The organism is Alcaligenes sp. SJTW-7, assembly GCF_047716895.1.
Taxonomy (GTDB): Bacteria; Pseudomonadota; Gammaproteobacteria; order Burkholderiales; family Burkholderiaceae_B; genus Alcaligenes; species Alcaligenes ammonioxydans.
The window spans coordinates 1,803,188-1,817,848 of sequence record NZ_CP136682.1; the positions used below are offsets into that span (position 1 = coordinate 1,803,188).

The following is a 14,661-nucleotide window of genomic DNA, read 5'->3' on the forward strand; positions in this document are numbered from 1 at the left end:
CGTGGCCGCTTAGAATTTGATCTTGAGTTCAACCATGCCGCTGTACTGCTGTTCCCGCTGGCCGTCATAGGGGCGGGACAGGGCCTGCAGGCGCAGGCCGACTTCCAGATCGCGGTCGTGCTGGTAGTTCAGTTCGTAGGCGACGGAACCTACGGCGCCACTGCCATAGCCGCTTTGGTGATGTAGGCCCACACCCAGTGTCAGGGCCTGGGTCAGGCGCTCGTCGTAGTGTTGGTAAATCAGGTGCTCCAGACGTAGGGCAGGCACAGCCATATATTCGCGCCGTGGGCTGTAGTAGGGTCTGTCTTCGTCTTTGTTGGCGGAAGCCCATAGTTCCAGCTGGGCGTCGGCCTTGAGGCGCGGGCGGGTGTAGATGCGTTGGTTACCGGTGATCTGCAGGCTCTGACGTACGTTGTCGTCAGAGAATTTAGTCCCGGTGTAGGCGGCTTGCACCCACTGTTCGGGGCCGTTTTGCCAGCGCAGCCGTACTTGTCCCTGGTTGGCCGTGATGCCTGCGTCCAGAGCGCGATTCGGAATATCCAGGGTACGGTAATCCAGGGTGCCGCCGATGCTCCAGTGATCATTCAGCTCGTGATCGACCTGCAGGCTGGCCCCCATTTTGTTGCCCTGGCCCGCGTTCTGGTTGTTGATCATTAATTGCGACTGCCAGTCGCGGCCGCGGTACTCCAGACCGGCTCCCTGCCAGAACACGTTGTGGCCAAGCTCGTCGTTGGTATCCAGATGCCCGGCCAGGGCGGTGACGCGCCAGTTGTAGTCGATGGGGGCGCTGTACCATTGCGCCTCAGTGCGTATGCCGTCATTGCCCGAGACATCGCCCCCGTTGCTCTTTTCAAAACCGCTGCGCAAAATCAGTTCGTTCTTGCGGTAGGTTTGCCAGTCTTTGTCCAGTTCGGTGACCCGCATATTGGTGGGGTAGTGCGCTTTTGCATACGCTAATAGTTCTTCGGCCTGGCGGTATTCGTGCAGGTCCATGGCGGTCTGGGCCTGGCTGATGATGACGTCTTCTTGACGCGGAGCGTAGGTTTCGGCGATCTTCAGATTGCGTTCCGCCGCCCTTGGCATGCTCGATATGCGCTGAACGTCGGCTAGCGGCACGCGCAGGTTGACGTTACTCGGTGCCTTCGCACTGGCCTGGGCCAGATTTTCGCGTGCGTCCTTGAGCAAACCCGTATAGGTATAGAGCGAGTTTTTTAAAATCAAGGTGTCGGTATAGCCCGGATTGGGCTGGGCGATGGGATTGCCGCGTAACCAGCGAGTGGCGGGCATGTCTTTTTCCATGCGCTCGGCCAGTGCCAGTGCCTGGTCTTCGCGGCCAGATTCCAGCAAGGAAAAGGCTAATCCGGTTTGATAGCGTGTGCGTGTTTTTTCGTCCAGCGAGGGTTCGGCCAACGCCCGTTCGTAGCTGGACACAGCTTGTTCGGGGTGGCGGGCGCGCAGTTGCAGAGCTCCTAGCGAGGCGTAAGCATAGCTCGGATATTGGGCCGCCCGTTCGGGGGCAATGTCCACTGTCGAGGGGGCGTCTTCGCGTGCGTCCACAGCAATCAGGCGGTCGCCACGAATGCGGCGTGCGAAAGCGGGATTGCCCAGAAAGCTGCCGCTGTCAGCCAGCCTGTCTTGCAACGCGATGGCTCGGTTGGCAATCACAAAGCGTTCGGTCAGTGTGCGTGTGGGCTGGGGCGATAGCCGGGTCAATTCAGCAGCATAGTCGGCCTGACGGTCAGCCATGTCTGCGTTCGAGAAGATGCCGGGATGCTGTGTTTGCCATTCCATCGCCTGACGATGTAGGCCGGCGGCATGCAGGGACTGGTCATAATCCCGGATGACATCGATTTTGTCGGGCTGGACAGCCAGGGCATCCTGGCTGACGCGCAGGGCGTCGTAGTTCTGGCCGGCAGCGCGGTAGATGTAGCTGCGGGTCAGCAGGTAATTGGTATTTTCACGTGTGGCCGGCCTCAGTTGCTGGGTGCAGCTCAAGGCCTGGGCAGTCAGGCCGGCATCGGCCAGGCTCATACATAGGCCCATGGTGAAGGCCGTTTGCTGTGGAAAGCGCCGCACTCCTTCCCGATACAGGGTTTGGGCGGGAGCCCATTGGCGCGTATCTTTGTGGGCGCGCGCGGCCAACAGCAGGACATCGGCCGGCAAAAGCTGCTTGGTCGGCCAGTTTTCGTACAGACGGATGACCTCTTGCGGCTGACCTGCCCAGGCATGAATGCGCATCAGATCAAGCTGGGCACGCATCTCTTGCGGATGTTGTTGCTGGTACTGCTGCAAGCCGACGATGGCAGATTGATATTGGCCTTGGCGTGCCTGTTTGATCCAGTCCTCATAGGAGGCGGCATGCAGGCTATTGTTACACGCGGTCAGGACGAGCAGGGTTAAGGAATCCAGCCCACACCGGCGCAAAAACGAAGTTCTGGCTGGAAAGAGGCCGACGTTTTGCAGAGCACGTCTTTTTAGTGAACGCCTGGACACTTCTCTTCCCCTTGTTATTTGTATATACTTCGGCCCACTGTTCGTTATTGAGCGGTCAGAAGGGTCTTAAGGGGTATCCTAGGAGCCTGGGTCTCTGGCAGTAATTGGCCTTTTGATGTAAACCATCTGGTTTTTTGTAGTAAGCCACTCGGCCTAAGCAAAACCTTTTTCAAAAAAAGCTTGCACAACAGAAAAAACAGGGTTATAGTTTAATTCTTTCGGGGCGTAGCGCAGCCTGGTAGCGCACTTGCATGGGGTGCAAGGGGTCGAAGGTTCAAATCCTTCCGTTCCGACCAAATTTGAAAAGGCCTACAGCATTTTTGCTGTAGGCCTTTTTTAATTGCGGTGGAATAGTCGTGGGATTGCAGTTTTCCCTATTGCCCACGCAGTGGTTAAAGCATGATACGGGTGGTGCCTTGGTTTTGTGCGTTTGTTTGATAGACGGAAGATAAACAAGCTATTTATTGGTTTATGGCCTATCCTGTACAACTGCCCTGACATTTGTTGGGGCTGCCATTGACCAACGGAGGTCACAATGGACAAGAGAGTCAAACGGCCTAAGAAGCCCAGTACACGCAAGTCTGAGATTGCGCCGCCGCACGCAGCATGGCCGACTCAGGCTCCTAATGATGGGATCAAGCGCGCCAGTGCTGCTCATGATCACAGACATATGGGAAGAGGTGCGGCACGGGGTAGATAAACCCCTTGAGGCTTGAGTCACCCATCTATCCTGTTAGAGAAAAGGCCTGCAATGACACTCTTGCAGGCCTTTTTTCATAAGCTGTTTTCCGTAGCGCGTCACCGTTGAAAATCGTGCAACATACCTTGCAATAGCATCAAGCCCTGTTGCAAGCCTCGGGATGTTGAGTGCGTTAAGTTGCACTGTGATGCACGGGTGGCTAGTTAAAAATGGATTGATCGTTTTGTACTGGAGGAGGCAGGCGAGGTTTTTTGTCGCCGATTGGCTCATCGGTTGCAGGCGGAGTTAGATCGTCTTCGCGAATCCTTTCGATTTCGACAGGACGTTTGTCGCGTGGATCTGGGAGAGTGGGCTCGTCCGGGTCTGCGGCCGAGCGAAGGGGGAAGCGAAGCAAGTCAGCTTGTCTTCCAACGGAGCGGAGATAGTGTGTCATAGACACTCCTGCCAGGACTGACGGGATGCCTTTCAGAGGATCTGAGGAGCCGCGCCAGTAGCGCCTTCAAGTTGATGTCGAGAAGGTCTACTCTCATACTAGGCTGATCCTGTACGTCCCCACCATGATAATTTGTAAATCATTGTATTTTAAGGGAAAGCCGGGTCTCTGCGCATTGCTGGAAGCACGCCTGAAAGGCTGGGGGGGACTATACTGACCTCTCATTTAACTGTCGGCAGGAGAGGGAGTTATGCATACAGAAGTGTCATCAGGAGGTGGGCAATGGGATGATGATGGTGGATCTCAATTAAAAGCCCTGGCAATAGCAAGAGCCGTTGATCAGTTAGATGAAGACGATCGGTTGATACTTGGTTTTTTAGGGGCGTCGCTATTGAGTTTGTGGGATGATTTGCCTGCCAGCGAACAGCAGCGTTTGTTGAATAGCCAAGCTGTCAAAAGTGCATTTGATAAAGCAGAAATTAAGACTCGCATTCAGCGGTTGCAAGCGCATTTCAAGCGATGAAGATAGTCATTTGTCCGCTCAGGCTGTGTCGCTTCAGTCTGTGGGGCGTTGCTTCTGTTATTTTTGAGTACAAAAAAGCCCGCTCTATGGCGGGCTCTTTTTCTATTGCAGCAATCAGTTATAGCCAGGGGGCTGCGTTTCTACAATGTTCTTTGCGCCCATATAAATGGGTTCGTTGGGATGCTCAGTGCAGTAGTTACGCATCCGTTGTGCAATCTGCGCTGGAGTCAGGCGGATTTGTCCGTTTTGCGGTCTGTGAAGATTGGTTGCGGATATAAAGCCTTGCACCCAGGACATATAAGCCAGACTCATCGTGGCAAAAAGCTCGCCATCCGAAGGATCTTTCCACATTGCGTCGTGTGCCCGCATGTCCAGCGCCTCGGCCATGCTCTTGCATGGGTGGTGGGCCCCCAAACCGTGTCCGATTCCCTGGGCGTTTGCGGTTGTCGTGCCAACTAACAGACAAGCAGCCCATACTATTTTTCTCATTGTGTCCTCTCCCGCGCAAAGCGCACTTGTATTGAATTTGAACGTCTTGGTTTCACGCTGCTGCCTTGTGTGCGTTGACAGTCTGGATGCCGGCATGTTTTAAGTTTGGCATGCTAGGGCGTTCAAGACTCCTGGTAGTGCTACGCCAGGGGCAGCACATTTTATTTGGCTTCGTCCGGGAATTGGGGTTTATCGGGGGCGAAATCGATCGACGCCACCCATTCTCGCGAGCAGCGTCATGGCCCATAAGCGGGATGGCGCCCTTATTAACGTAAAGGGCGCTCATGCCTCAAGACAAGAAGCGTGGGGCCAACAAAAAATCCCGAATGCAGGCTTTTTGTTGGCTTGATTCCCACGATCCCGCTTTACCAACCCCAGCAAGTCCCCGATGCTGGCTTGCCGCAATGGCGGTAGTTCACCGCAAACCAGAGTTTGCCGGCGCCACGCGGGCTGCCGTCGGATTTGACGTCGTTGCGTGGCAGCTCTTCCAAGGTATCGCGAGCGGTCTTGGTGACCGATCCACTGGCCGCATCAGCTTCCAGGGTGATACGACCCAGAGCGGCAGCGTCACGATCTTCAAAGACCAGATCCGTATCTTGCAAGGCCGACATTTTCAGAGAGGCATCGCGCACGGCTGCCGCATAGCTCGTATCTGAGCCGCCGGTTTGCAGGGCCTTGTTCAGGGTGCTGGCTGCCAGAATCTGCTCTGGTGTAGCGGGCGTGGCCATCAGGTAGGCGTCCAGTCCGGGGAGTTGGCCTGCTGCTGCCTGACGACGCAGCCAGTCGCCCCACAGAAACTCTGCGTACTCGGGCAAATTCCCGTTTTTGTAGGCAATATCGCGCGTGAAGTACACCAGAGAACGATAGCGGTCTTCTTGCATGCCTCCTGCCTCTTGGTCGTTGGCCAAACCAAGACGCGTAGGCAGTTGTTCCACGGTGATGGGCTGATTCTGGCCATCTCGCAGCCAAACTTGTTTCTCCTCGCTCATGCGATCCCAGAAAGCAGGTGCATCATGCAAATCGCTGTAGTTGGCGCTGACTTTGACCCAGACGGGCAATTTCGGACCGCCATCAGGAATCTCACGTAGAGAGGAAAATGTGTGGTGACCATCGGTCAGGTAGAGATTGCCGTCCCAGCCGACCACCACAGTTTTAAGATTTTCGGTCTGCGAGCCCAACGGGTCTTTACAGAGATATGTCGTTGGTTGATCCAGACGCGCCGCTTGTACTTCGGCCAGGGACAGGAATTTCTGGGCACGTTCCGTGCCGCCCATGTCCTCGCAGTAGTCATCAAATTTCTTGCCGATGGTGCGATTCAGATAGTCCAGCTGTTGTTGGGGATCGTGTGCCCACGTGGGGCGATCCAGGTCGCCCTGCCAGCGTCCCAGCTTGTAATAAACCTGATCGTAGCCAATGGCGGCCTGAGTGGGATGCAGTTCTTCGATACGAACTTTGATCACATCACCTGCTTTGCGGTCTAGATAGGCAGTATTACGTGGTGGCGGCGCTGGCTCTTCGCTGGCAGGGGGAGTGACGACGGGAGGATCGACGAGGGCGTTGCCGCCGGTGCTCGATCCACTGTCGCAGGCTGCCAGAGCCAGAGGCAACAGGGCAATACCCAGAGTGCGCCATAAGGGGCGCCGCACGAGTTCGAGAGGGGGCAGGAAGGCAGGATTCATAGTCCATTAAGAAATGTTGTTGGAGGACCTTTCATCATGAGGGCTGGGTATTGCCGGAAGATTGCATTCAGAAACATTAATGAGCTGTCTTTCCGGTTGTTGGACTCATGGCTATAGGGTGGGGCGTGCTGTTGAGTTTGAGCCCACTTATTTCCTGCCTGCAGGAGGAATGCGGATCGCCTAAATGGGCCTGTATATAGCCTGGCCTGGGCTTTATCGAGTGTGGCATGACCATACGCAGACTAACTCATGATCTGGCCTTCTGGGTGGCCCGTATTTTTGGGACGTAGGTAGTGTTGTCTTTAGCTCTCTGGCGGGGTTGTCAGCGTAAGGTCAGCCCTTAAAGTGTCCGCCTAGTAAAAACCCTCTTGGCCGTTTTCCCAGGAAAGGCCTACTATTAGTCCTCGATTATCGGATATGAGAATTTTATGGTGTACGACTACCTGATCGTGGGCGCCGGCATGGCTGGCGTGTCTTTGGCTTACCGTTTGCCCCGTGATGCCCAAGTCCTGATTCTGGAAAGAGAGTCTCATGCCGCCTATCACTCCACCGGGCGTTCGGCTGCCATGTTTGTGGAAACCTACGGCACCGAGACGATTCGTGCCTTGACAGTGGCTGGCAATGACTTTTTCAGTCATCCCCCTGAGGGTTTTACGGATCAGCCCATCCTGTTGCCTCGAGGCGTGCTGTACGTGGGAACGGCCGAGCAGCAGGATTTGCTGGACAGCCAATATCAGGACTGGCTGGAGCAGGGCCTGGATGTCAGCCGCCTGAGTGCTGAGCAGGCTTTGGCCTTGGTGCCCTGTCTGGACCCGGAAACGCTGGCCGGCGCCTTGTATGACGGACAGGGCCAGGACATGGACGTCCATGCCTTGCATCAAGGTTTTTTGAAGGGCGCACAGGCGAAAGGAGTGAGCTTGCGTCTGGATGCCGAGGTGGTATCGGCGCAGTGGGATGGCGAATGCTGGGACGTCCAGCTCGAGGGTGAAGCGACCCGCCTGCGCACCCGTGTGCTGGTTAACGCGGCAGGTGCCTGGGCGGATACGCTGGCCCAACGCTGTGGCGTGCAGGCATTGGGCATTCAGCCCAAGCGTCGCTCGGCTTTTTTGTTCTCCCCGCCAGAGGGGGTCGATCATCGCCAATGGCCAGCCGTGATTGATATCGGCGAAGAGTTCTATTTTAAACCGGACGCAGGCATGTTGCTCGGGTCGCCCGCCAATGCGGATGATGTGCAGGCGCATGATGTGGTGGCTGAAGAACTGGATGTGGCCACCGGAATTTATCGCATTGAAGAGCGCACCCGATTGCGTATCCGTCGCCCTAGCCATACCTGGGCTGGGCTGCGCAGTTTCGCCCCAGATGGAGAGTTGGTGATTGGTCAGGATGCGCAATGTCCTGGTTTTTTCTGGCTGGCGGGGCAAGGTGGCTATGGAATTCAAACGGCGGCAGGGGCGTCCTTGCTGGCAGCCAGCCTGTTGCAACAGCAGGAACTGCCTGAATCGTTGAAAGCCTTGAACATTGATCCGGCTGTGGTGTCACCGGCTCGTTTCCGAACCTAAAAAAACAAGCAGCACTTTGATCTCCCGGAGGGGAAGGCATGTCAAATATAAAAAATATCCTGGGCATTGCGATGGCCTTTGTCGGCGTGGTGGTGGGCGCAGGCTTTGCTTCAGGACAGGAAATATTGCAGTTTTTCAGCAGCTTTGGCTACTGGGGGCTGTTGGGAGGGGTGGTCAGTGGCTTGTGTTTCACGATATTGGGCATGGCGGTGGGGGAACTGAGCCAGGTCTCCGTCTCGCATTCGTTCAAGGAAGGCTTGTATCTGATTTGCGGGCCACGACTGGGGATGGTGGTCGATGTCATGATTACCTTCTTTATGTATGCCATCGCTGTGGTGATGTTTGCCGGTGGCGGTTCGCTGATGGAGCAGCAGTGGGGGGTTCCGGCAGAGTATGGCAGCGTGGCGGTCATGCTGATTACGGTGCTGATTGTGTTTTTGCGCGTGGACCGCGTGATGGCGTTTATCGGCAGCATCACGCCCGTTCTGGTGTTGATGGTGATTTTTTTGGCGGTGTATAGCTGGAATACCCGTGACCTCCTGCTGGATGAGCTCAATGTCATCGCCCATACCAAACCCCAGGGCGCGGGGCATTGGCTGGTCGCCGCCTTGCTGTACGTGTCCTACAACATGGTGGTGGGGGCACCTTTTCTGATGATTGCAGGCTCGCAAGCCACGTCGCGGCGCAATGCGTTGCTGGGAGGGCTGCTTGGGGGGCTGTTATTGGGTGTGCTCATTGTATTGATCAGTGCCGGTGTGTTCGGTCGCATCGACTCGATTGGCTCGGCTGCCTTACCGATGCTGATGCTGGCGACCGAGCAGTCCAAGTTCTTGGGGACGGTTATGTCTGTGGTGATTTTCGCCATGATTCTGACAACCTCCGTGGGAGTGCTCTACGCTTTTTCGGCTCGCATTCTGCCTCCCAATACGCGTAGATTCAATATAGGCACCGCGATTGCCGGCGTGCTGGGATTGGTGGGCGCCAAGGTTGGTTTTATTAATCTGGTGGGCACGGTTTATCCATTTTTCGGCTATCTGGGCTTTGTTTTGATGGCCTGGATTCTGATTGCCTGGTTCCGTTTGCGCCGCTTACAATCCAGGAATGCTACGTAATGAACTGCTCAGCAAGGAACAGGTAGGAGCTCGCCTGCGCCAGGCCCGACATAATCAAAAACAGACACTCAAGCAGTTGGCTGAAAAAACCGGCTTGGCGCTTTCCACCATTTCCAAAGCGGAATTGGGGCAAGTCACCTTAAGTTATGAAAAATTCGTGGTGTTGGCCCGTGCCCTGAATATCGAAGTCGGCTCTTTGTTTGCCGTGCCCGATCAGGAAAGCGCAAAGGCTTTGCCGGTGAGCGCAGTGGGTATTTCCAGCCACAAATCCACTGCGACCCCCGGTTATGCGACCCGTAATTACGAATACGGTTTGTTGTTTGGGGAACTAAGCGGCAAGCACATGAACCCCATTTTGGCCGTGATCGATTCACGCGATGCCAGTGAGTTTGACGATTATATTCGTCATGCCGGGCAGGAGTTTGTGATCGTGTTGTCTGGCTCTATTGCCATTCAATTTGAAACCGGTGAGACCTTGTTTCTGGACAAACACGAATCTGCGTATTTCGACAGCGGTATTGGGCATATTTATTTATCGACCAGTCAGGAAGATGCCAAGGTGGTGGCGGTCTGTACCAGCGGTTTGCCGCCAGGGATGGCTTGAGGTTTCTGGCCGAGGGATAAGGGATTAAAGTTTTTCCGGCCCTTTTTTTACCGCCGATTTTCTTTTCTCGTTTGCTTTTGGCTGCTATTAAGATTTCGCGCATACGTACCTGAATATGATTATTCTGCTTATTTAATAATTGTTAGTTACAATGCCGTTTCTTATAGTAAAAAAAGTAAAGGGTTAAGAATGAGGAAGACTGTCTTTCTGGCTGCGTTCATGTTGACGGGTTGCGCGTCCATTACCTCCGAGTCCAATCAGTTGGTGCGTGTGGATGCGGTGGATGAGTCAGGAGAGAAGGTAGAAGCGGCGCGCTGCACTTTAACGAATGACAAAGGTGAGTTTGTATCAGAGGCTGGCAAGCATGCGAGAGTGAGCAAATCCAGCAAGAACCTGAGTGTGAGCTGTACGGCTGCTGACAGAACAGACGAAGCCACGGGCACCTTGATCTCACGAGCAGGCGCGGGCATGTTTGGCAATATTATTTTTGGTGGCGGGATTGGCGCCATCATCGACCATAATCGCGGCACCGCCTATAACTACCCCGATTGGGTGGAGTTGGTGTTTGGCAAAGTGCTGACATTTGATCGCACAAACAACAAGGAAGGTCGGCCCATGAAGGAAGCCGACCTGCTGGTTGATCCGACTCAGCCTGCTGAGGCGGTGGTCGCCGCCAATCCTTGATCAGCCCCTACGGGCTAAGTAGCCCCCAAGATGGGCTTGGTTTCACAAGCTTGGGGGGCAGGTACATGTCAGCGGGATGTGTGCGCATGAGCGTAAGCCCCTGCTGGCCGGTCTGCTTGCCAAGGGCTGTCAGACAGGGCTAGGGCTTGTCAGTTGCCTCATCAAACACAGCGGGGGCATCGCTGCTGGGAACGCGGGTGGGAGCAGGAGCTCCGTTGCTTTTCAAGGGGGCCACACAGCGAGCCGTAGCGTGTTGGAAGTAGGCGGTGCCGGCCGGGTAATGGCGTAAACGGGCCAGTTCCGGCTTGGCTTGGATGCTGCTTTCGGATAGGGGAAAGACGATGCCGCGTGTGGGGATGGTATTGCGTGAGGTGCTGGCATCGTCGCCGCCGCCCTTGACGACCCTGACATGAGGCGGGTCGCGCGTGGGGTCTGAGATGACCCATTCATGCAGACCGTTCGCCATATCCTGGATACCGAGTGGGTTAGCCGGGAAAGAGCCTATATCGTAGTGCTGTGTTCGTTGCTCCTGATCGGGCAGGTTGCGCCCTTCTTGCCATTGGCCATTGTCGGTGGCCCAGGGAAAAGCCTGACCGCGGCTGCGGGCAGCATACTCCCATTCAGCCTCGGTAGGCAGGCGCATATCCAGACCACTGTTTTGACCTAACCAGGCACAAAATGCCTCCGCTTCGTCATAAGGCATATTGGCGGCTTGTTGTTCGTCGCCTTTGACCGCTTGCCAGCGGGCAGGGCGCTGGGTCTGTTTTAAAAAGCGGTCATACAGAGCGTTGCTGGCCTCTTTCTTCATGATGGAAAATGCATTGACTTCGACGGGGTAGGGCTCCAGGGCGCCTTGGTCAGGCTGGGCTACCCATTGCACGCTTTGTGCGCCGTCAGGGGTTCGCATGGGGACCTGAAAATTGCCGGCCATGAAGGAGCCGCCTTCTACTTGTATCAGTTCGGGACCGGGTTCGGGGCTGGAGGGCAGTGATCTCAACACCAGTAAGAGCAATACGCTGGCAACGATGAGAGTTGCACTGATCCGGACGGGGGTATGACGCAATCTGGGTTCCTTGTCGCTGGCTTTGGTATAAGTCAGCGTTTCATCGATTTGTGGGTTGTGCTTTTCAGGCCCCGTATTATTTCACGCTTGCTTCCGTGATGGGTTTGCCTGTGCGCAGAGTTTACTCATTTAAGTCAGACGACGGGGTCGACCAGGCACTTATTCGGCAGGAGCCGCGGTTTTTTTGGGGATGACGCTCAGAGGAATACGAATCACCTGCCCTTCTTGAACCACAATGCTCCAGCGATCAGCTTGAAACAGCGCAGGGCTGACTTCAAATACCGCCACATCGGAAACGCTGACGCCAGGATTGATCTTGTCGGGCCCCACGGTGTCCAGATCATGCGCGTAACGGTAGTCCTGGCTTGCCCGTCGGTTCGGGGCGAACTTCTGACCGGCGGCATCCGCCAGGAAGAGGCGTGGCCGGTGTACCTGCGGGTTCAGAGGACGGCCTGAGGTGTTGGTGTAGCGGTAATGCAAAATGATAAATAGATTATTCTGGCGGGCGGGTGTGCCCATCTCGCCTTCATTCGGCTCATTTTGGGTGTTCCACCCGATCAGCTCGATATGCAGGCGCACTCCCTGATACTGAGGGGAGAGCAGGGTGGCTCCGTAGTTCAGCACGGAAGCCGCAGGTGGGATGGGCGCGATGGGAGGGGGCGCAGCAGGCTGCGTACGGGTGGATAGAATCCGGTCGTTTTGACTGTAAGCGACGGCAGACCACAGGGCCAAAGTGACACACAGCCAAAAACGGGAACGGGGAGCAATCATGGGGCGAGGCGAACAAGAGGCTTCATCGGTTACAGGGCCGGTCACGGCGACCCATATGGCAGGCCGGAAAAAAATAAACGGCTCATGGGCCGTTTTTCTTCACTACTTTTTTCAGATCATCCAGCTCTTTGCGCAGAGCGACGACTTCGTCACTGAGTAAACCAATGACGGCCATTTGACTTTGGTACATTTCTACCAAGGGGTGGTAACTGATACCACGACTGGTCAGTTCCCGACAAAGCGCGCTAAGACCGGTTCCAGCGCGCTTGGTTAAGGTTGCCATCTTCCTGTGATCCATAAGCCTGCGTCCTGATCCGTAGTTGTTCGATGTTTACATCCGTTAACCATACCAAAATTCGATGACAATAGTCATTTTTCTTAAAACTTCTTGTATATCGGTGGCTTGGCAATTGGCTTAGCCCACCTGAAAGTTTCCCTCCGGATAACGAACCCGGCTGCGTTTGCGGGTGGCCAGCGTGTACACCAGGGTCAGAGGCCCGAGTCGACCCGCAAACATCAGGATCATGATCAGGATCTGGCTGGGCAGGGATAGTTTGTGGGTGATGCCGTGGCTCATGCCGGTGGTGCTGAGCGCGGAGGCCGCTTCAAAGAGCAGGCTGGTAATGGGCATGTCTTCAAACAGCGTCAGCAGCAAAACACTGATGAAATACAGGGCGCCGGTGATCAGGAACAGGGCCAGGGCTTTCTGGACGGTCTCAGGCGGTACGCTGCGTTCCATCAGAACGACTTCTTCGCGTTGACGGATATAGGAGCGCACGGCTGCCAGCAGCACAATCAAGGTGCCGATCTTGATGCCACTGGCCGTACTGAGTGAGCCGCCACCAATCAGCATTAGCACAATCAAGGTTAACTGGGTGCTGTCGCGCAGATTGGCAATATCCATGGTGGTGAAGCCGGCAGTGCGGGTCGCGGCGTTCTGCATCCAGGCGGCCAGTGCCTGGTCGCCGGTGCCCAACATGCCCAGGGTGTGCGGGTTGTTGAATTCCAGTGCCCACAGGCTGAAAAAACCGATCAGATTCAGTACCAGCGTTCCGATCAGGATGAGCTTGGTGTAGGGCAGGAGGGTTTGCCAGCGTTTTTTCTGGCCGACATCGGCAAGGACTGTAAAACCGATTCCGCCCAGAATAATCAGACCGGACAGCGTCATGACTGAAATAATATCGCCGGAGATGGGGATCAGCGAGTCATGAAACAGAGAGAAGCCGGCGTTGTTAAAAGCCGTCACCGAGTGGAACAGGGCGCGATACAGGGCCGTTGTCCAGGGAAAATCGATGGACCAGCGCAAGAACAGGATAGCGGCTGCGATCAGTTCAATCAGGGCAGCAATCTTGAAAACCTGGAAGGCCGTGCTGCGGATACGGGACACGCTGGTCTGATTAAAGGCTTCCAAAGCCAGCGCTTGTTGGCTGACACTGATGCGCTTGTGCATGGTGATCGCCGCAATCACGGCGAAGGTCACAAATCCCATGCCACCAATCTGCACCAGCAGCGCCAGGACAATTTGTCCGAAGTGGGTCAGGTCCGTGGCCGGGTCAATGACCGCCAGCCCGGTGACGGTGACCGCCGAGGTGGCCATGAACAGGGCCTGGAAAACCCCCAGACGGTGTTCAGCGGCTTGTGGCAGGCTGAGCAAAAGGGTGCCCAGGATAATCAAGGCCATAAAGCCCAAGGCCAGCACCAGCGGCGGGCTGGCGCTCAAGGTGCGAGCATGAGGATGGACCTCAAGACGGCGGGTAAAGCTATTGGGCAGCCAGTTGCGCATACATCAGACCAGTTTGGGGGCGGCAGTACGAAGTGCTTGCAATTGCCCAAACAAAATGAGCAGATCCTTGGCATGCAGGGAGAAATCAGGGCCGGGCTGAATGGTGGTCTGGCCGCGGCGCTTGACCAGCAAGACTTGGACATCGGTCAATTGCTCGCGCAGTATATCCCGTATGGTCTGGCCATTCATATTGTCGCTGGCGGTCACCTCCACAATGTAATCCCCATTTCCCAGGGTGATGTAGTCGTTGACCATGGGGTAGCTCAACATTTGGGCAACGCGTATACCCATTTCTTCTTCGGGGTGGATAATCCGGTTGACCCCAATCTTGGCCAGAATCAGATGCTGGGTATGGGAAATGGCTTTGGCCCAGATGGTGGGGACGCCAAAACTTTTCAAATGCACCACGCACACCAGGCTTGATTCAATATCCGCCCCAATGGCAACCAGAACGACGTCATAATTGTCCAGCCCCAGCTCCTCCAGAGCCTGACGGTCAGTGACATCGGCGATGACGGCACGGTTTAATTGGTCGGCGTATTTGTTGACCAGTTTCGGATTGGTGTCCACTCCCAGCACGGAGTGTCCCATTTTCATGAGTTCCAGAGCGCAGGCTGATCCAAAGCGGCCTAGCCCTATGACGGCGAACTGTGCCATAGCTTATTTGTTCCGTTTGATGCTTGAAACAATTTCAAGCCAAATTAAGCGTTGATGGTATAAAGAGATATCTGGTAAAAACCCTTATCGGGTATTCCCTTGGGCGCGTGT

13 protein-coding genes and 1 tRNA gene are annotated in these 14,661 nt (G+C 55.4%); 6 read left to right on the forward strand and 8 right to left on the reverse strand.

The genetic code is table 11. The features are described 5' to 3' along the window. Positions 1-9: 9 nt before the first annotated feature. On the reverse strand, positions 10-2,424 hold the full coding sequence (pgaA, locus tag RSQ48_RS08160) for a poly-beta-1,6 N-acetyl-D-glucosamine export porin PgaA (RefSeq protein WP_415302325.1): 2,415 nt from the start codon (positions 2,422-2,424) through the stop codon (positions 10-12). 288 nt (positions 2,425-2,712) lie between these two features. On the opposite strand from pgaA, the gene RSQ48_RS08165 reads away from it, so the two are divergent. Both RSQ48_RS08165 and RSQ48_RS08170 read left to right on the forward strand, forming a co-directional pair. Beyond that, positions 2,713-2,789: transfer RNA gene (locus tag RSQ48_RS08165), tRNA-Pro, on the forward strand. Positions 2,790-3,876: 1,087 nt separating this feature from the next. Then, the gene (locus RSQ48_RS08170) at positions 3,877-4,149 is read left to right on the forward strand and encodes a hypothetical protein (RefSeq protein ID WP_336579549.1); all 273 of its coding nucleotides are present in this window, start codon (positions 3,877-3,879) and stop codon (positions 4,147-4,149) included. A 114-nt stretch (positions 4,150-4,263) separates the two neighbouring features. Here RSQ48_RS08170 and RSQ48_RS08175 read toward each other — a convergent pair whose 3' ends face one another. After that, a complete protein-coding gene (locus tag RSQ48_RS08175) occupies positions 4,264-4,638 on the reverse strand; it encodes a hypothetical protein (protein WP_003800164.1) in 375 nt (124 codons plus the stop codon). Positions 4,639-5,003: 365 nt separating this feature from the next. After that, positions 5,004-6,317: a ParB/Srx family N-terminal domain-containing protein gene (locus RSQ48_RS08180; RefSeq protein ID WP_415302326.1), complete on the reverse strand. Its 1,314-nt coding sequence runs from the start codon at positions 6,315-6,317 to the stop codon at positions 5,004-5,006. A 428-nt stretch (positions 6,318-6,745) separates the two neighbouring features. Here RSQ48_RS08180 and RSQ48_RS08185 point away from each other — a divergent pair, with 428 nt between their 5' ends. From RSQ48_RS08185 to RSQ48_RS08200, 4 genes are all read left to right on the forward strand, one after another. After that, the gene (locus RSQ48_RS08185) at positions 6,746-7,876 is read left to right on the forward strand and encodes an NAD(P)/FAD-dependent oxidoreductase (protein WP_059317662.1); all 1,131 of its coding nucleotides are present in this window, start codon (positions 6,746-6,748) and stop codon (positions 7,874-7,876) included. Between the two features lie 38 nt (positions 7,877-7,914). Beyond that, on the forward strand, positions 7,915-8,988 hold the full coding sequence (locus tag RSQ48_RS08190) for a hypothetical protein (protein ID WP_415302327.1): 1,074 nt from the start codon (positions 7,915-7,917) through the stop codon (positions 8,986-8,988). Continuing rightward, the gene (locus RSQ48_RS08195; protein ID WP_415302328.1) at positions 8,978-9,592 is read left to right on the forward strand and encodes a helix-turn-helix domain-containing protein; all 615 of its coding nucleotides are present in this window, start codon (positions 8,978-8,980) and stop codon (positions 9,590-9,592) included. The genes RSQ48_RS08190 and RSQ48_RS08195 overlap by 11 nt, the downstream gene beginning before the upstream one ends. A 189-nt stretch (positions 9,593-9,781) precedes the next feature. Beyond that, on the forward strand, positions 9,782-10,276 hold the full coding sequence (locus tag RSQ48_RS08200; RefSeq protein WP_230406302.1) for a hypothetical protein: 495 nt from the start codon (positions 9,782-9,784) through the stop codon (positions 10,274-10,276). A 139-nt stretch (positions 10,277-10,415) separates the two neighbouring features. Here the strand turns inward: RSQ48_RS08200 and RSQ48_RS08205 are convergent, their stop codons facing one another. The 5 genes from RSQ48_RS08205 to RSQ48_RS08225 form a co-directional block, all read right to left on the reverse strand. Then, positions 10,416-11,339: a formylglycine-generating enzyme family protein gene (locus RSQ48_RS08205; protein WP_219236073.1), complete on the reverse strand. Its 924-nt coding sequence runs from the start codon at positions 11,337-11,339 to the stop codon at positions 10,416-10,418. A 159-nt stretch (positions 11,340-11,498) separates the two neighbouring features. Continuing rightward, positions 11,499-12,155 (reverse strand): hypothetical protein, encoded by a 657-nt coding sequence (locus RSQ48_RS08210; RefSeq protein WP_193353482.1) that lies wholly within the window; start codon positions 12,153-12,155, stop codon positions 11,499-11,501. A gap of 37 nt (positions 12,156-12,192) precedes the next feature. Then, positions 12,193-12,393, reverse strand: a complete 201-nt coding sequence (locus tag RSQ48_RS08215; protein ID WP_230406303.1) for a hypothetical protein — start codon at positions 12,391-12,393, stop codon at positions 12,193-12,195. Between the two features lie 132 nt (positions 12,394-12,525). Then, positions 12,526-13,893 carry a TrkH family potassium uptake protein gene (locus RSQ48_RS08220; RefSeq protein WP_003800147.1) on the reverse strand — a complete coding sequence of 456 codons (1,368 nt, stop codon included), beginning with the start codon at positions 13,891-13,893 and terminating at the stop codon, positions 12,526-12,528. A gap of 3 nt (positions 13,894-13,896) precedes the next feature. Then, positions 13,897-14,484 carry a potassium channel family protein gene (locus RSQ48_RS08225; protein ID WP_230406304.1) on the reverse strand — a complete coding sequence of 196 codons (588 nt, stop codon included), beginning with the start codon at positions 14,482-14,484 and terminating at the stop codon, positions 13,897-13,899. Positions 14,485-14,661: the final 177 nt, after the last annotated feature.